Origin of the sequence: Moorella sp. E306M (assembly GCF_006538385.1) — a bacterium.
In the GTDB taxonomy this organism is placed as follows: domain Bacteria; phylum Bacillota; class DSM-521; order Neomoorellales; family Neomoorellaceae; genus Neomoorella.
Genome location: NZ_BJKO01000001.1, coordinates 1,138,280 through 1,154,684 on the forward strand (window position 1 = coordinate 1,138,280; position 16,405 = coordinate 1,154,684).

The window sequence follows — 16,405 nt, forward strand, 5'->3', positions numbered from 1 at the left end:
CCTGGCAACTATTATACGCCCTTTTCCGCTAAAATCTTGTCATCTTCAGGCAGCGGTGGCGGACAATCTTTCGACAAAAAAACCACCCTTTTTTGAGGGTGGTTTTACTGGTGGCCCGTAGGGGATTCGAACCCCTGTTACCGGCTTGAAAGACCGGTGTCTTAACCCCTTGACTAACGGGCCAGATCATAAAATGGTAGCGGTGGTAGGATTCGAACCTACGACACTGCGGGTATGAACCGCATGCTCTGACCAGCTGAGCTACACCGCCATGCAGAAGATATTATGCCTGAATCTTACCCTTTTGTCAAGGGGTAGGCGGCTCAATTCAGCATCAGCCTGGCGCCGGTAGCCAGGAGTACCAGGCCGGCGGCCTTCCACCAGGTAAAGGGCATTTTATCCAGGCCAAATAAACCAAAATGATCAATTAGCAGGGCGGTAGATACCTGGCCGACAATAATAGCCGTGGTGGCCAGGGCCACGCCTACCCTGGGGATGCTGGCCACTACGCCGTAAGTTATAAGAACGCCAATGAGGCCTCCCAGCCAGAGGTACCAGGGGCAGTGGAGCAACTTACTCAAACTGCCGCCGCTTAAAGGGGTAAAAAGAAGGATAATCACTGTCAGGGTGGCCGTGAGGTGAACGACCAGGGTAGCCTGTAGTAGGCCAATAATTTTTCCCAGGGCCGAATTTAGAGAGCCCTGAAAGGCCATGGCTATACCTGAAACCAGTGCCATTAAAAGCGCCAACCACATAAAATAACCTTCCCTAGTTTTTTATTTTATTCCCCGATTAATGTACCCCTAACCCTGGCCGGCTAAACCCCCGGTGCAAGTTATCAAGGTGAAGGCTGTAAAGGAAAACGGTTCTGGGAAATACTATATTACGCGACAGTCACCTTTGAGGTGTTCGCCATTTGATTTGCGGGGGTAATACCCTCAAGGGTTCGCCGCCATAAACGGTACCTCTACAATCAGCTACTGTGAGGGAGATACATTGCAGCAGCGCAAGTTGTCCTGGCTCCTAGTTTTCCAGGTCATCTTTATTTTTATAATGCTATCTATAGCACCGGCAGCGGCCTGGGCCCACGAACCGTGCCCCTGCTACGACGAAGAACGGTTGTTAAAGCTGACCCATCCCCCCATGCGCGGGCCGGACGTCAGCAACCTCCAATTGCGCCTGGCCCAGCTTGGTTATTACATCGGCCCCATGAGCGGCGTTTATGACAGTGCCACCAACCGGGCTGTCGTTAACTTCCAGAAAGACCGGGGGTTAGACCCTCTGGGCCAGGTAGACCTGGCAACCTGGTCGGCCCTGGCCCAGGGTGCCGCAAACTCCAGCAACGCTTCCAGGACGGCCCCGCCACCGGGTAAAAACCTTATAGTTATCGTTGATACCGATCGCCTGGTCCTTACCATCCTGGTAGAGGGCCAGGTCTTCCGCCAGTACCCCGTGGCCATTGGCAAATATACCAGCCCTTCGCCGGTCGGGGAGTGGAAAATTACCGATAAAGCTTATGAGGCCGGCGGCGCCTTTGGCACCCGCTGGATGGGCCTCAATGTCCCGTGGGGTAACTATGGCATCCATGGCACCAATCGTCCCTGGTCTATCGGCTGGGCGGCCTCGTCGGGCTGCTTTCGCATGTACAACAAAGATATTGAAGAAATCTATTCCTGGTTACCTGTAGGCACTCCGGTAATCGTTAAAGGGCCCTACATCCCGCCGACCGGTCCCTTGAAACCAGGTTCGGGTTCACCGGAAGTAGTAACCCTGCAGGCCAGACTCCGGGAAAAAGGGTTTTACCTTTTTGGCCCTACCGACGGCGACTACGGTCTGATGACGGAACTGGCCGTCAGGGAATTTCAGCTCCACCATGGCTTAAAGGCCACCGGAGTGGCTGATATAACTACTTTGAGGGCCCTCGGCTTTGCAGTTCCCGATGCCAGACCTTGATGATACCCTCCACCGCCCGGCGGGTATTAGCCTCCAGGCGAGCCAGCTCTTCAGGAACGGCCCTATCTATATGCACCCCGGCAACTACCACCACCGGCGCGTTCAAACCGGCCGCGAGCTTCGCTGCCGCCGGGCGGGCCAGTTCATCATCCTTATGGCCCAGGAGGGTTAATACCGAAGTGGTGGCACTCATGCAGTTTTCTTTTAGGCTTGGCCGCGGTAAACCCAGGGCCACAGCACCTACATGGGGTCTGGTACCGCCCATAAGGTGGGCTATATAGCCCTCCCTGGTAGCGAATACCCGGCAGAATATACGATACCGGCCCCTGCCGGCGATATAAGTTAACGGTCGCAATTCCCTCTACCTCACAAAATTTATTGTTTTTGGCCAGGTGGTTGACCTCTTCGTCAACGGTCCTGGGGTGGTAATAAAAGGCCATGGGTGGCATAATGACTGCCCCCAGCCGGGCCAGGGATATCATATTTTCCCAGCTTTTCCCCCCGAGCCCGGGCCAGCAGTAAACCCCAAAGGAGGTCGGCCTCGCTAACTACCACATCCCTTGCAACCAGTCCGGCGAGGATAATTTCCAGGATGGTCACGCCAGCGACAATGATGTCGGCTCGTTCCGGCTGCAGGCCGGGAAGCTTCCGTCTCTCTGCCAGGGGCATGACCGCGAGACGCCGGCGCCAGCTTTGCACCTGTTCAGTAGTTAAGAGCATACCGTGAACCAGTTCCGGTTGATAATGCTCCAACCCCAGTTCTAAAGCGGCGACGGTAGTTATGGTGCCGCCGGTTCCAATAATTTGCCCCGGCCGCACTTTTCGTGCTCGGGCGAGCACAGGGGCCAGCATGGTCTCCATAGCCACCCTTGACATGGCCGTTTCCGTGGCCCGCACGGCACCTACCTTAACGCTCACCAGCTGTAGCCGGTCTTCATCCTGCCAGCTGAGTTCCGTACTGCCGCCGCCGATATCGATTACCAGCGGATTGGCGACGGGCTCCTTAAAGCCTGCCAGGGCGCCCTGGTAAGCTAGGCGGGCTTCTGTATGGCCGTCGATAATGATCAGGTCCAGCCCGGCATCATCGCTCACCCCGGCCCGCAAAAGTTCCGGGTTACGGGCCTCCCGGGCGGCACTGGTAGCAACGCATACCACATCCCGGGGCTGGTAGTCCCGGGCCAGGGCGGCCAGTTCGGCGACGGCTGTCACCGTCCTCTGGACGGCTTCCTCCTGCAGCCACCCGTTTACTGCACCGGCCAGCAGCCTGGTGCTGCGGAGTGCGGTCCGCAAGGGCTGCACGGAGGTACCCTGCACCTTACCCACCAGCAGGCGGACGGAATTAGAACCAATATCCAGGGCTGCATAGCATGTCATTCCAGCTCACCTGCAAAATAAAGGGCACCCCTAGGTGCCCGTCTGGTTTGCCTCAAAATCCGCGTGCGCCCCGGCCGCCACGTTTGGCTTCCGTGTGCCGCTTTAAATCCTGTAAACGTTCGTCGCTTTCCTTCAAGAAACGAGCCAACTTGTCCTCAAAGGAAGCTGACGCAGCAACCCGTCCGTGGCGGCGCCCGCGCCGGTTTTCGTCATAATTGGGATCAGCACGCTTAATAGAAAGGCCTATTTTACCATTTTCGTCAATGTTGATGACTTTAACCTTTACCCGGTCCTTTTCCTTAATAAAATCCTTTACATCTTTCACAAAGGTGTCGGCCACCTCAGAAATATGGACCAGACCAGTGAGCCCACCGGGTAATTCAACAAAGGCACCGAATCTGGTGATCCCGCTGACCACTCCTTCCACTACGGTGCCCACGGCAATGGACATACGAATGTTATTCCTCCTGTTCTCGTTAAAGCTAATCACATTATATGTAAGAGTTAAGAAATTTGTCAATAACCTGGAGGAATTTTAATCACGAAATTGCTGCCCCGGGCGAGGAGGAATATAGGGTCGCACCTGGCCCGGTACCGCCGGTATAATTACTGTTTCCCCGGGTTTTACAAGCCCCAATTCTTCCCGGGCCATCCGCTCTATGTAACTATCGTTATGGAGTTCTTTAATCTGCTCATGGAGGCGGTTGCTTTCGGCCATTAAAACTGCTTTCTGTTCCTGGCAGGCCTTAATCTGGAGGTTGGTCTGGTACAGTGCCAGGCCCAAACGAATAAAGGAGTATAAAAAATAGATTGCGATGATGGCCGCTAAAATAGCTGGCCAATGAGAACGCTTTTTGGGAAATCGCACTACCTTACCCATCTTCTTCACCTGCAAATATCCCCAGGACGTCACCGGGCATGACAATTACCACCTGGTAGCCTTTGGTCCGGGCCCGGTGGTAAAGGGTGGCCACGCTGCTGGTGCTCAAGTTCAAGCGGCGCGCTACTTCCTCATTGCTGAGGCCCATTTCTTTCAAAGCCACCACCTGGCGTTCCCGGAAACTCAGCTTTTCTGCTCCACGAATCTCAATCTGCACGCCATTTTCCCCACGTTTATCCACAAGTTATGCACATGTTGTGGACAAATATTGGACAAATTTATATTTCGCCTTTCTGGGAAAAAATCCTCCCGGTGGTAAAAATAATTATGGTGGCGGACCACCAGGGTGATGGCGGCGCAGGAAAAGTTTCAAGGCTGCGACAGGGAACCCTACCCACCTAAAAATCAGCCGCCCCGGAATAATAACAATAAGAAATGTCTGCCTTATAAAATGGCGGCCGGAGGCTATCATCCCGGCCAGGAGACGCCCACCAGTGTATAACCGGCGGCGCGTTCCCCGGCTTAAGAAACCGGTATAGAGAGCGAAGCCCAGGCCCAGGGCCAGGAAAACATAGGCCCGTATCTCACCCCAGTTAATTAGCATCAGCAAAATAAAGGTTAGCACGGTAAAAATTAGCCAGAACAAGGCATCGCCTATATGGGTGCACAAACGTTCCGGCCGCCAGAAATAGCGGCCGACGCGGTAACAATCAAAGGCGAAAGCCAGCAGAAGCCCTGCCCCGCACAGCGCCAGAAATATCTGCCACTGCTCCAGTACAGGGATCATTTAAGCAGGCGCTGGAGCAAACCCTTACCCCTGGCGCCCTTTCCCTCGCTATAACAAAGGTTATTTACGGTACCGCTGGCCTCAAGATTACCTGTCTCTAAGCTCAAATTGCTGATATTAAAATCTTTGCCCTTAACAGAGAGAAGTCCCATGGTTGTTTCCACGAGTATTTCTTCTTCATCGTAATTAAGAACATGGAGGACTCCGCTGATAACTAGTTTTTGCCGGTTGATAATGGTGAGCTGGTGCTGCCCGTCGGCCATAACGCCATCCCCCCTCCTTTATTTTTATGAAGGAGAAGGGTAAAAAAGTAATAAAAAAGCTGGCCGGCTACCAGGCCTTGACCAGCTCCACATCTTTAAAAAAGTATTTAATAATCTCCTGGGGTGATTTGCCCTGTTCGGCCAGGGCTTTGGCCCCCCACTGACTCATACCCACGCCGTGGCCGTAGCCCTCGCCCTTGAAGGTTACCCGACCATTGCCGGCGGTTATACCCGTCAGCAGGGTCGAACGCAGGCGGTCATTGCCCAGGGCAAGGCGCAGGGCGGGGGCATCAACTGTAAGCTTACCGACCTTTAACTGGGTAGCCCGGCCCGAAGGGCCTTTGGCGGCAATACTTACCGACGTAATAGGTCCCGGGTCCTGGCCGGTAACTTTTCTTACTGCCGCGGCCACTTCGGCAGTACTGAAGGTCGCCGTCCAGCTTTTATTCTCCGGCGTAGTGATGGCCATTCCCGGGTCAGGGACACTCTGGATGTACGGTGCCGGTTCTTGACGGAAATTTAACCCTTCTACGGCTGAAGCAGCCGTCCGGGAGCCGCCGGAAGCATAAAACCAGGCATTGATGTAGTTCCCCTTATATTTTATTACCTGGCCGCGGGTCATTTCTACTGCCCGGCGAACATTATCGTTGACCCTGGCAGGGTTGTAAGCCTGGAACTCCTCCACGCTGGTGGAGGCATCGGTCCCGTGGGCCTTGACACCGCCCTCCTGCATCTTTTTCACAGTAAAGGTCCGGGCAATTATTGCCTGGGCCGCCAGGGCGTTAAGGGGCCAGGTGGGCTCCATTTCCGCCGCTACTACGCCGGGCAGGTATTCTTCTATTTTTAACCTTTTAACCTCGCCGGTCTGGTTAACATAAAGGGAGATGGTGGGTTCTTCGGCCGCCGGTCGCCTGGCCGGTGCCCGGCAACCTCCCAGAAAGTGGCTTAAGAACAATAGCCCGACTATACCTGCTATAACTTTACGCCTTAACGCCATGCTTGCTCCTGCCTTTCAGGTTTTTCCTTAGTATAAGCAGGAAGCATTCATGGCTATGCATCCAGTTAGGGCTCGCCGGTCTCAGTTTTGCCTTCTGCCAGAACCCGGTAGGTTTCTTTAGCCCGGTCGGCAGCTATACTTTCCGGCGTGGCCAGCACTTCTACCGTCTGCCAGCGGTTGCCCAGCTTCAAGGTTATAATATCGCCGGGTTTTACTTCTGTACCGGCCTTGGCCGGTCGGCGGTTCACCTCTACCCCGCCGCCGTCACACACTTCCTTGGCCAAAGTCCGCCTCTTGATTAACCGGGAGACCTTCAGGAACTTATCCAGGCGCATGATGGACCTCCAAACAGAAAATCAGGCCTGATGCCTGATTTCCCTCACCGCATTTATTTGGCCACAGCTTCCTTCAATGCCTTGCCGGGTTTGAAAACCGGCACCCGCGTGGCCGCAATTTCGATTTCCTCGCCGGTCCGGGGGTTGCGCCCTACCCGGGCGGCTCTTTCCTTGATCTCAAAGGTTCCAAAGCCGACAAGCTGAACCTTGTCGCCCTGGGCCAGGGCTTCTTCGATGCTGGCCAGTACAGCGCTGACTACCTTTTCAGCTTCTTTTTTAGTCAGATCGGTTTTTTCTGCCACGCTGGCAACTAAGTCCATCTTATTCAATTGTCATCCCTCCTGCTTATCGGTTATGCCCTTGTTCACATTTATTCGCTATAATCCAACAATCTCCTGCATTAACTATTATTTTCCTTGATTTTTTTTGCTTCTTCCCACAAAGCATCCATCTCTGCCAGGGAAAGCCCTTCAACATCCAGTCCTTTTTGCCGGGCCCTCCTCTCGATATACTGAAAACGTTGCATAAATTTAGCAACAGCAGCCTGTAAAGCAGCTTCCGGCTCCACCCCGAGCCAGCGGGCCAGGTTCACCAGGGCGAAAAGCACATCTCCCATTTCAGCAGCCTGTTTCCGGTGCTTTTCACCGGCCACTGCGTCTCTTAATTCTTCCAACTCTTCCTCTACTTTGGCCCAAACACCGGTTACGTCACTCCAGTCAAAACCCACCCGGGCTGCCTGCTCCTGAATCTTCAGGGCCTTCATGAGGGCCGGCAGGCCCCGGGGTACACTTAATACGGAAGGTTCCTCTTCCCCGTTGCTTTTCTTTTCGGCCGCCTTAATTTGATCCCAGCGAGCCAGCACCTCCCCGGCTGTATTTAAAATAGCCGTACCAAAAACATGGGGATGGCGGCGACGCATCTTGGCACAGATAGCTTCCAGGCAGTCAGCCAGGGTAAAATCGCCGGTTTCCTCAGCCAGCCGGGCATGGAAGACTACCTGTAGCAGTAAGTCTCCCAACTCCTCACACAGTTTATGCATATCGCCGCTATCAATGGCTTCCAGGACTTCATAGGCTTCTTCAATAAGGTAACGTTTAAGAGATTGGTGACTCTGTTCCCGGTCCCAGGGGCAACCTCCTTCGCCGCGAAGCCTGGCCATAATGGCTTTCAGCCCCGCCAGGGTCCGGTCCCGCCCCTCCGGATAGGGTGGCAGGTAAATGCTGGTAAGGTGATCAATCCAGGGCAGACGGTCGATGGCATAGAGCGGTACCGTTGCCACCTGTTCTTCCCCGGGCAGGCCGGCACCCCGAATCACCGTTACCGGATATTCATCCGGGTAAAGGCCCATAAGGGTCAATTTGGTGTCGGAGGCTATCCGCTGGTTGTAAACCTGGGTAACTATAAGTCCCAGGCCGGGGTCCAGTCCATCTACCGTCAAAGTCAGGGCATCGGTTACAGTTAAGCCCCGGGTGGGGTCAAGGCGCAGAGTGGCATACAGGGCATCCAGGCAGCTCATGGCCGGTATTACCCGGGTATCTACTCCGGATGCGGGGGCAGCTTCCAGGAGCAGGGTTACACTCCTTTCGGCCACCAGGGGATGTCCCGGTACGACGTAGGCCAGCTCTTTGTTTCTGGCCTCATTAAGTAAGGTAGTAACTATCAGCTGGTAAAGTTCCTCAAAATCTCCCGCCTGATCATAATAGCTATCAAAGGTTTCCCACTGCAATCCCCGCTCTTCTAAAGCCGCTACTGCCGGATGCCGCCCTGTCCGCAAGTATATCTTGTCCACACCTTTGAGGATCTCCAGGACTGCCGGCGGCACCTGGGCCGGGTCACCTGGTCCCATGCCGGCGATAATAACCTTGCCTGCCATCTACCTCGCCTCACAGGAAAAGTATACCGTTTTATTGTACCACAACACCCGGCCAAAAAAAAAGCGGCGCCTGGGCGCCGCGCTATTGTTCCATTTGTTTGGCCAGGAAACCTGCCGCCGTCTCGGCCAGCTTTAGCTCCATATCCCCCATTTTCACACCCGGCTCCCGGGAACAGATAATTACCGCCCCGATGGGATCGCCCTCGGCAATTATGGGAGCAATCACTTCGGCAGTAAATTTATAGGCCTCTCCTTCGCCGTCAATGGGGAACCACTCTTCTGTTGGGGAATTAATCAGGACAGGTTTCCGGTCTTCCATGACCTTTTCCACGGCAGGACCAATGGGTTTATCCAGGAATTCCTTTTTGGGGGCACCGGCCACCGCAATAATGTTGTCCCGGTCAGCAATACAGGCTATATGCCCGATAGCTTCATGGAGCGAATCTGCGTATTCTTTGGCAAAGTCTCCAAGCTCACCAATGGGCGAGTATTTTTTTAAAATTACCTCGCCTTCGCGATCAACGAAGATTTCCAGTGGATCACCTTCGCGAATCCGCAGGGTGCGCCTGATTTCCTTGGGTATTACCACGCGTCCTAGATCGTCAATACGCCGTACAATGCCTGTTGCTTTCACTGCTATCTATCCCCCCTTTACCCTTTTCCGGGTAACCCTTTCAAGAATTAGCTTTCAATGTTAGTATATAATCCACGCGGATGGTTTATTCATTTTTTCCCTGCCTTTTCTATAACTGGTACCATGGATAAAATCCGGCTCCCGGGCAAATACTAAAATTTACGGAAAGCTTCCATTCGCCCCCGGGCAGTCACCTGGCTGCCGACATAAACCCTGTTGGCCAGCATCACGGCTGCTTCAGCCCGCCGCTTCCGCGACCAGGTATTTAATCCTGGTCAGGACATCTTCCAGCAAGGCCAGCAACCCCTGCTGGTCCAGGCCCGCCGTTCGCACCTTGATGGTCAAACCGCCAGCAGATGAAAAAGAGAGCTTGCGGGGAAAATACTTGGTCAGGTGCATCAGCCTTTCGCCCCGCAGGTCGTGACGCTGACCAAAATTCAATTCTACTTCCCTGCCCTTCTGGTGGACGCTGCTTACTCCAACTTCCTGGGCCAGGAGGCGTACCCGGGCAAGGCCCAAAAGATTTTCCGCCGCGGCCGGCGGTCGGCCAAAGCGGTCTTCCATTTCGCTGGCAATAGCTTCGACTTCGTTTAAATCCCTGGCCGCCATTAAGCGGTGGTAGATTTCCATCTTCAAGGCGGCATCAGGGATATACTCGTCACTTAAGAAAGTATCCACGCTTAATTCTACGGGAGCCGCCGGCGGTGCTGCCGTCTGTCTTGTTTCCGGTACGGCTTCGCCACGCTGGCGTTTTAGTTTTTGCACGGCCTCCTCCAGGAGCTGGCAGTAGAGATCAAAGCCCACGGCCAGCATGTGGCCATGCTGTTCGGGTCCCAGGAGGTTCCCTGCGCCCCGGATTTGCAGGTCCCTGAGGGCAATTTTATACCCGGAGCCAAGGGCGGTAAACTCCCGTATGGCAGCCAGGCGCTTTTCGGCCACTTCACCCAGGACTTTGTCCGGCCGGTAGGTGAAATAAGCATAGGCCAGGCGGTTGCTCCGGCCTACCCGGCCGCGGAGCTGGTAAAGCTGGGCCAGGCCGAAACTATCGCTCTCATCGACAATTAGGGTATTGACGTTGGGGATATCGAGGCCATTTTCCACAATGGTAGTACAGACAAGCACATCGTAACGGCCTTCGATAAAGTCCAGCATGATCTTTTCCAGCTCCCTTTCCTCCATCTGGCCGTGACCCACTCCCACCCGGGCTTCCGGTACCAGCTGCTGGACGTGATAGGCGAAGCGATCAATATCGGCCACCCGGTTGTGAACAAAGTAAACCTGGCCGCCACGGTCCAGTTCCCTCCGGATGGCCTCTCGCACCAGCTCCGGGCTGTATTCAACCACATAGGTCTGGACGGGAAAGCGGTCTTCCGGCGGTGTTTCAATCAGGCTCATGTTGCGAACACCGGCCAGGGCCATGTGCAGCGTGCGCGGAATAGGGGTAGCCGTCATGGTCAGGACATCGACGCTGTAACGCAGTTTCTTTAACTTCTCTTTATGGGCCACGCCAAAGCGCTGTTCTTCATCAATGATGACCAGACCCAGGTCCTTGAAGGAGACATCACCGGACAACAGGCGGTGGGTGCCAATGACAATATCCACCTCGCCCCTTTTTAAAGCCTTAACAACCCGCTTTTGCTCCCCGGGTGAACAAAAGCGACTCAGGACGGCTATCTTTACCGGGAAATTCTCAAAGCGTGCCTTAAAGGTATTATAGTGCTGTTGGGCAAGGATGGTTGTCGGCACCAGGACGGCCACCTGCTTGCCGTCCATGACGGCTTTAAAGGCCGCCCGCATGGCCACCTCCGTCTTACCATAACCGACATCGCCGCAGAGAAGGCGGTCCATGGGCCGGGGCCTCTCCATATCCGCCTTCACCTCAGCGATGGCCTTGAGCTGGTCCGGCGTCTCGGTATAGGGAAAGGCCTCTTCAAATTCCCGCTGCCAGGGCGTATCGGGTGAAAAAGCATAGCCGGGGATAGCCTCCCGTTTGGCGTAGAGCTCCAGCAATTCCTCGGCCATGGCCTGGACAGCTTCCTGGACCCGGCTCTTAACCTTATGCCATTCATTGCCTCCCAGGCGGTACAAACGCGGTACATGACCTTCGGCCCCTACGTACTTTTGTACCAGGGAAACCTGGTCAATGGGCACATAGAGGCGGTCCTGGCCGGCGTACTGGATGAGGAGGTAGTCTTTTTTAATACCTCCTACCTCCAGCTGCTTCAGGCCCAGGTAACGGCCAATGCCATGGTGAACATGGACAACGTAATCACCTTCCCGGAGATCGCTAAAAGAAGTGATTTTGCTACCTTCCATGGCCACCTTGAGCCGTCGCGGCCTTTTAACCCCGCCATAAACTTCCGTGTCCCCCAGTACCGCCAGCCGCATCTCGGGCCAGGAAAAGCCCTGGTGCAGGCGTCCGGACACAAAAAGTATTTGCCCGTTCCCGGGAACGGCAGCCACTTCATCCAGAACCTGGCTGCCTATACCCTGATCGGCCAGGGCCTGGCGCAAACTGGCCATCCGCTCCGGGTCGGCTACCATAAAGATGGTACGGTAGCCATCCCGCCGCCAGCGACTGAGTTCGTCAACCAATAAATTCATCCGCCCCTGAAAGGCCGGGATGGACTGGGCGCCAACACCCATGGCCTGCCGGGGGCTGGTCCCCGGCGCCCGCCGGGGTAAGAGGGAAAAATAGAGGCGCTGGTGGCAACTGAAAAGACGCTCCAATTCATCCGTTTCCAGGTAGGCCTCCCCCTGGGAGGGTAAAGCCAGGCCGCCGGCCAGCATTTCGGTAAAAACCCCTAAGCGTTGCTGTTCCCGCCGGCGCATTTCTTCCTGCAAACGTGCCGGGTCATCGAGAACCACCAGGGGTGGGCGCGAGAAGTAATCGAAAAGGGTGGCCAGACGCGGGTAGAAAAGGGCCTGGAGCTGGTCAATACCTTCCGGCCAGTCTCCCATCTCCAGCCGGGCCATTAAATTCTGGATTCTCTCTTTTAACTCCCGGGCTGCCTGGGGCTGGCGGTTGCGCAAGGCAGTATAGGTCTGGGAAAACTCGGCCTGCAAAGCCTCCAGCCCGGGCTTTATATCCTGGGGAGGGAGAACCTCCCGGGCCGGCCCGATGGTTACGGCCCGCGTCTCTGCCACCGACAGCTGGGTATCCGGATTAAAAAAACGAAGAGAATCAATCTCATCGCCAAATAATTCTAAACGTACCGGTTCCCCGGCACCCGGGGGATAGATGTCAATAACGCCCCCCCGGACGGCCATCTGGCCTGGGGCTTCGACTACTTCCTGCCGCCGGTAACCGAGGGCAATTAACCTCTCCAGGAGAGCCTCGCGATTAATGGTCTGGCCGATTTCCAGGGAGAGAAGGGCCTCCTTTAAAATTTCCGGCGGCGGCAGCTTCTGGAGCAAAGCATCCACCGGAACCACTAGGAGTCGCATCCGCCCGCCGACCATATCCGTCAGGGCCTTAAGGCGCTGGCCCTCCAGTTCCGGGCTGTGGGCGTATACCTCTACCGGAAGGAGTTCCTTCGCCGGTAGAAAGCAGGTGCCTGAACCCGGCCAGAAGGAATCGATGTCGGCTACCAGGCGCCCGGCTTCATCGCTCCCTGCTGTAACCACCAGGATTGGATGGTAATCGAGGAGCATGGCTGCCAGCCACAGCCCCTTTAGGCCTTCCGGGAGTCCGTAGAGCTGTTGCTCCGCCAGGCCCTGGTTCAAGCCTTTTACTATGCTGTGAAATTGAGAACTATCTCTGACAATTTGCAATATACCATAATTATACATTTATATGCACTCCAACCAGCAAACAAGCCTTTGTTGATTAAGAAAAGGCCCTTTTCCAGGGCCTTTTCTTCACAACACTCCTCATCCGGTATTTATTATATTCTGCCCCCGGGAAAGAAGTCAAGTTTTGATTGTATTGTAAAATTAATGCAGGGCTAAAATTAGCCGGTTCCAGGCCAGGTGAGCCAGGAAACCGGTGGCCAGGGCTACGTCGGCCCGGCCGGAACGAGCGAAAGCCAGGGATACCAGCAAGCCAAAAAAAGAATGGCCTGCCACAGCCGCCAGGGCTGGTTTTAGCTTGCCACGTTTTTTGGCCGGAGATGTACTGGCCAGCTCCCAGGCGGCTTCAGCGAAACCAAACACGGCATGCACACCGGCCAGGGAAGCCCCTGTCAAAAGGCCCAGGCCAGTCTTTAGGGTCTCTTCTCCAAAGGGCCCTATAAAAGTGAGGAAGATGGCTCTATTATTCAACCTCGGCCCCAGGAGAACGTAATTAACCCCCCAGGCTACCAGGGCCGCCAGAAGGCCTGCCATTAAGGTTTGAAGAAAAATCATGGTTTAATATTAAAACGATTCATGGCCTCCTCCAGTTCCCCTCCTTCCAGGAGGAAACGGAGGGCCCGGGCCGCCTTCAGGAGGACCGGGCTCACCAGGGCCCAGTCTTCTTCACTGAAGGGCTGTAACACATAGTCAACTACATTTTGCCCCTCTTGGGGCCGGCCAATACCTATTTTTAATCTTGGTACGGCCGTAGTCCCCAGGGCGTTGATAATCGACTGCAAGCCGCGGTGCCCCCCGGAACTGCCCGCAGGCCTGATACGCATCCGCCCCGGCGCCAAGTCCAGGTCATCGTGAACAATTACCATTTCAGCCGGGGCGATACCGTACCAGCGCGCCAGGGGGGCTACGGCCCGACCGCTATTATTCATATAGGTCTGGGGTTTGACCAGGAGGACCCGCCTTTCCCCGACCATCCCCCGGCCGATGAGCGCCTGGTGCTGGCTGGAATTAAAGTCAATTCCCAGTTCGTCGGCCAGGAGATCAAGGACCATAAAACCCGCATTATGCCGGGTCGCCTCATAACTGAGCCCGGGATTGCCCAGGCCCACCACCATCTGCACCGGCAAATTAGCGCCCCCAACTCCAGTTGTCTTCACCGGCTTATTCCGCTACCGGTGTTTCTCCTTCTCCCACCGGCGCTCCAGCGCCTTCTTCAGCTTCCACGGCCCGGGTACTTACCACCGTGGCAATTACGGCATCCGGTTCGGAAAGAATTTTTACCCCCGGCGGTGCTTTAATGTCAGCCACCTCCAGGTGTTCTCCCACGCCAAGGTTACTAATATCAACAGTTATAACCTCCGGCAGGTCGGCGGGCAGGCCCTCAACCTCTACCTCCCGCAAGCCGTACTGGAGGATACCGCCTTGTTCCACACCTTTAGCTTCCCCTTCCAGGATGACCGGTACAGTAGCCCTGATTTTTTCATCCAGGGAGATCTGGTAAAGGTCCGCATGGGTAATTACACCTTTGATGGGGTGACGCTGAACCTCCCTGATTACCGCGGCAAATTCTTTTTCTTTCCCGTTCCCGGTGACGATTACCTTCAGTAAAGCATTTTCCCCTTCCCGGGCGAGAAGCCGTTCCAGCTCTTTCAGGGGAATGGCCAGAGGTATATTACCGGCTTTTTTCCCATAAATAACCCCGGGTAATTTACCCTGCCGGCGTAAACGCCTGGCCGTCTGTTTACCAGTGTCAGGCCGCACTTCTACAAACAGTGTCTGGGTTTGCATATTCCCAACTCCTTTCAGTATTTAAGTTTAGCCTACCTGGAAACAGCATAAACCCCCTGCCGGCTGAATAAGCATGTTATAAGCCGGGAGGTGAGAAGGATGTTTTATACCAGCAAGAAGCTCATGGGTATGCCCGTAGTCAGCCTGGCCGACGGCCACCAGCTGGGGCGCATCAAGCGCCTCTTAATTGACCAGCAAAAAATGATCATTGCTGCTTTCACTGTTGACCGTAAAGGATGGTTCAAGGAGCAACCGGTAATCCCTTATAGCCATGTTAAAAGCGTCGGTAACCATGCCGTCACCGTAGACCAGGCCAGTGCCGTAGTGAAATTAAGTTCCCTGCCAGAACTGGAAGTCCTGGCCAAACATCCCCTCCCCCTGCTGGGTGCCAGGGTTATTACAGAGGATGGTACCGTCATGGGTACCGTAGATGACTTTCGTTTCGACCCCCAGGACGGCAAGATTTATTACCTGGATATTAAAAGCGGCCTCCTCCATGGAACCAGGAGCCTCGAAACCACTCAAATCATCACCTGCGGTCGCGACGCCCTGATAGCCAGGGCAGGGGCCGAAGAATTCCTCCAGAAACCCGGGGGCCTGTTAAACGTCAAATGGCAGGAAACCTCCGCCGGTGCCGCCAAAGCCTTCCAGGACGCCTGCGGGGTTACCCGCCGGGCAGCGGAGGTCTTTAACCGTTACCGCCAACGCCTGCCCTTTAGCCGCAAAAAAAACGGCGATCCGCCCCCCGAGGATAGGAACTAATCGAAAAGTTTACTGACGGACAGGTCCTTGTGGATGCGGATAATGGCTTCGCCCAGGAGGGGGGCTACTGAAAGGCGCCGCAGCCGGGCCATTTCCTTGCTTTCCGGTACGGGAATGGTATTGCAAACGACTACTTCCTGCAGCGGTGCTGCGGCCAGGCGTTCCAGGGCCGGCCCGGAAAGTACAGGGTGGGTACAGCAGGCGTACACAGCCCTGGCGCCGTGCTCCATTAAAGCCCCGGCCCCCTGGCAAATGGTCCCCGCCGTATCGATGAGGTCATCGATCATGATGACCGTTTTATTTTTAACATCACCGATGAGATTCATAATCTCAGCCACATTGGGTGCCGGACGCCGCTTGTCGATAATGGCAATTTCGGCTCCGATGCGTTCGGCAAAATTTCGCGCCCGGGTCACCCCTCCCAGGTCCGGAGAGACGACTATAGCCCGGTCAAAGCCCTTACTGTTGAAATAATCGGCAAGTATTGGTACTGCCGTCAGGTGGTCAACCGGGATGTCAAAGAAACCCTGGATGGCCGCCGCATGGAGGTCCATGGTCAGTACCCGGTCGGCACCGGCAGCAGTAATCAAATTGGCTACCAGCTTGGCCGAGATGGGGTCCCGGGCCCGGGTCTTGCGTTCCTGACGGGCATAGCCATAATAAGGTACCACCGCTGTAATGCGCCAGGCTGAAGCACGCCGCAAAGCATCAATCAAGATTAAAAGTTCCATCAGGTTATCATTGACGGGCTCACAGGTGGGCTGGATGACAAAGACATCCTCGCCCCGAACGCTCTCATCGATAGCGATACTGATTTCACCATCGCTGAAACGGCTAACCTTGGCCGCGCCCAGAGGTACGCCCAGGTAGGCGCCAATCTCCCGGGCCAGCTCGGGGTTGGCATTGCCGCTAAAGATTTTTAAACGTGCGCTCTCTGTTTCCATTTTCTTTTTAATAACCTCCAGGT

At 55.2% G+C, this 16,405-nt stretch carries 20 protein-coding genes and 2 tRNA genes; 2 read left to right on the forward strand and 20 right to left on the reverse strand.

The features are described from left to right. Positions 1-108: 108 nt before the first annotated feature. The 3 genes from FLZ89_RS05965 to FLZ89_RS05975 form a co-directional block, all read right to left on the reverse strand. Positions 109-183, reverse strand: a tRNA-Glu gene (locus FLZ89_RS05965). 11 nt (positions 184-194) lie between these two features. Beyond that, positions 195-271, reverse strand: a tRNA-Met gene (locus FLZ89_RS05970). Between the two features lie 52 nt (positions 272-323). Beyond that, positions 324-737, reverse strand: coding sequence for a DMT family transporter (locus FLZ89_RS05975; protein ID WP_253256418.1), 414 nt, complete (start codon positions 735-737; stop codon positions 324-326). Positions 738-996: 259 nt separating this feature from the next. Between FLZ89_RS05975 and FLZ89_RS05980 the strand changes: the two genes are divergently transcribed. Continuing rightward, on the forward strand, positions 997-1,953 hold the full coding sequence (locus FLZ89_RS05980; RefSeq protein WP_216363853.1) for a L,D-transpeptidase family protein: 957 nt from the start codon (positions 997-999) through the stop codon (positions 1,951-1,953). On the opposite strand, the gene FLZ89_RS05985 is transcribed toward FLZ89_RS05980, so the two are convergent. The 16 genes from FLZ89_RS05985 to FLZ89_RS06060 all read right to left on the reverse strand — a co-directional run bounded on the left by FLZ89_RS05985 (position 1,907) and on the right by FLZ89_RS06060 (position 14,676). After that, positions 1,907-2,308 carry a hypothetical protein gene (locus FLZ89_RS05985; RefSeq protein WP_141263673.1) on the reverse strand — a complete coding sequence of 134 codons (402 nt, stop codon included), beginning with the start codon at positions 2,306-2,308 and terminating at the stop codon, positions 1,907-1,909. The genes FLZ89_RS05980 and FLZ89_RS05985 overlap by 47 nt on opposite strands. A 53-nt stretch (positions 2,309-2,361) precedes the next feature. Next, positions 2,362-3,327 (reverse strand): Ppx/GppA family phosphatase, encoded by a 966-nt coding sequence (locus FLZ89_RS05990; RefSeq protein ID WP_141263672.1) that lies wholly within the window; start codon positions 3,325-3,327, stop codon positions 2,362-2,364. A gap of 52 nt (positions 3,328-3,379) precedes the next feature. Next, a complete protein-coding gene (locus FLZ89_RS05995) occupies positions 3,380-3,778 on the reverse strand; it encodes a S1 RNA-binding domain-containing protein (protein WP_141263671.1) in 399 nt (132 codons plus the stop codon). A gap of 84 nt (positions 3,779-3,862) precedes the next feature. Further along, on the reverse strand, positions 3,863-4,207 hold the full coding sequence (locus FLZ89_RS06000; protein ID WP_141263670.1) for an FtsB family cell division protein: 345 nt from the start codon (positions 4,205-4,207) through the stop codon (positions 3,863-3,865). Then, a complete protein-coding gene (locus FLZ89_RS06005; protein ID WP_141263669.1) occupies positions 4,200-4,424 on the reverse strand; it encodes an RNA polymerase sigma factor in 225 nt (74 codons plus the stop codon). The genes FLZ89_RS06000 and FLZ89_RS06005 overlap by 8 nt, the downstream gene beginning before the upstream one ends. A gap of 108 nt (positions 4,425-4,532) precedes the next feature. Next, complete coding sequence (gene yabQ / locus FLZ89_RS06010; RefSeq protein WP_141263668.1) at positions 4,533-4,994, reverse strand: spore cortex biosynthesis protein YabQ; 462 nt, start codon at positions 4,992-4,994, stop codon at positions 4,533-4,535. Further along, positions 4,991-5,257, reverse strand: coding sequence for a sporulation protein YabP (yabP, locus tag FLZ89_RS06015; protein WP_141263667.1), 267 nt, complete (start codon positions 5,255-5,257; stop codon positions 4,991-4,993). The genes yabQ and yabP overlap by 4 nt, the downstream gene beginning before the upstream one ends. A gap of 67 nt (positions 5,258-5,324) precedes the next feature. Continuing rightward, positions 5,325-6,254: a SpoIID/LytB domain-containing protein gene (locus tag FLZ89_RS06020; protein ID WP_141263666.1), complete on the reverse strand. Its 930-nt coding sequence runs from the start codon at positions 6,252-6,254 to the stop codon at positions 5,325-5,327. Between the two features lie 65 nt (positions 6,255-6,319). Beyond that, positions 6,320-6,589, reverse strand: coding sequence for an RNA-binding S4 domain-containing protein (locus FLZ89_RS06025; RefSeq protein WP_141263665.1), 270 nt, complete (start codon positions 6,587-6,589; stop codon positions 6,320-6,322). Positions 6,590-6,642: 53 nt separating this feature from the next. Further along, entirely contained in the window at positions 6,643-6,909 is a 267-nt protein-coding gene (locus FLZ89_RS06030) for an HU family DNA-binding protein (RefSeq protein ID WP_216363929.1), read from the reverse strand. Between the two features lie 80 nt (positions 6,910-6,989). Then, on the reverse strand, positions 6,990-8,462 hold the full coding sequence (gene mazG / locus FLZ89_RS16125; protein ID WP_141263663.1) for a nucleoside triphosphate pyrophosphohydrolase: 1,473 nt from the start codon (positions 8,460-8,462) through the stop codon (positions 6,990-6,992). A gap of 82 nt (positions 8,463-8,544) precedes the next feature. Continuing rightward, positions 8,545-9,096 carry a stage V sporulation protein T gene (gene spoVT / locus FLZ89_RS06040; protein WP_141263662.1) on the reverse strand — a complete coding sequence of 184 codons (552 nt, stop codon included), beginning with the start codon at positions 9,094-9,096 and terminating at the stop codon, positions 8,545-8,547. Positions 9,097-9,333: 237 nt separating this feature from the next. Next, positions 9,334-12,888 (reverse strand): transcription-repair coupling factor, encoded by a 3,555-nt coding sequence (gene mfd / locus FLZ89_RS06045; protein WP_141263661.1) that lies wholly within the window; start codon positions 12,886-12,888, stop codon positions 9,334-9,336. Positions 12,889-13,032: 144 nt separating this feature from the next. Further along, positions 13,033-13,443, reverse strand: coding sequence for a hypothetical protein (locus FLZ89_RS06050; protein ID WP_141304630.1), 411 nt, complete (start codon positions 13,441-13,443; stop codon positions 13,033-13,035). After that, positions 13,440-14,045 carry an aminoacyl-tRNA hydrolase gene (gene pth / locus FLZ89_RS06055; protein WP_253256419.1) on the reverse strand — a complete coding sequence of 202 codons (606 nt, stop codon included), beginning with the start codon at positions 14,043-14,045 and terminating at the stop codon, positions 13,440-13,442. The genes FLZ89_RS06050 and pth overlap by 4 nt, the downstream gene beginning before the upstream one ends. 4 nt (positions 14,046-14,049) lie before the next feature. After that, positions 14,050-14,676, reverse strand: coding sequence for a 50S ribosomal protein L25 (locus FLZ89_RS06060; RefSeq protein WP_141304631.1), 627 nt, complete (start codon positions 14,674-14,676; stop codon positions 14,050-14,052). Between the two features lie 99 nt (positions 14,677-14,775). Between FLZ89_RS06060 and FLZ89_RS06065 the strand changes: the two genes are divergently transcribed. After that, a complete protein-coding gene (locus FLZ89_RS06065) occupies positions 14,776-15,438 on the forward strand; it encodes a PRC-barrel domain-containing protein (RefSeq protein ID WP_141304632.1) in 663 nt (220 codons plus the stop codon). On the opposite strand, the gene FLZ89_RS06070 is transcribed toward FLZ89_RS06065, so the two are convergent. Beyond that, positions 15,435-16,382 (reverse strand): ribose-phosphate diphosphokinase, encoded by a 948-nt coding sequence (locus FLZ89_RS06070; RefSeq protein WP_172613469.1) that lies wholly within the window; start codon positions 16,380-16,382, stop codon positions 15,435-15,437. The genes FLZ89_RS06065 and FLZ89_RS06070 overlap by 4 nt on opposite strands. Positions 16,383-16,405 lie beyond the last annotated feature (23 nt).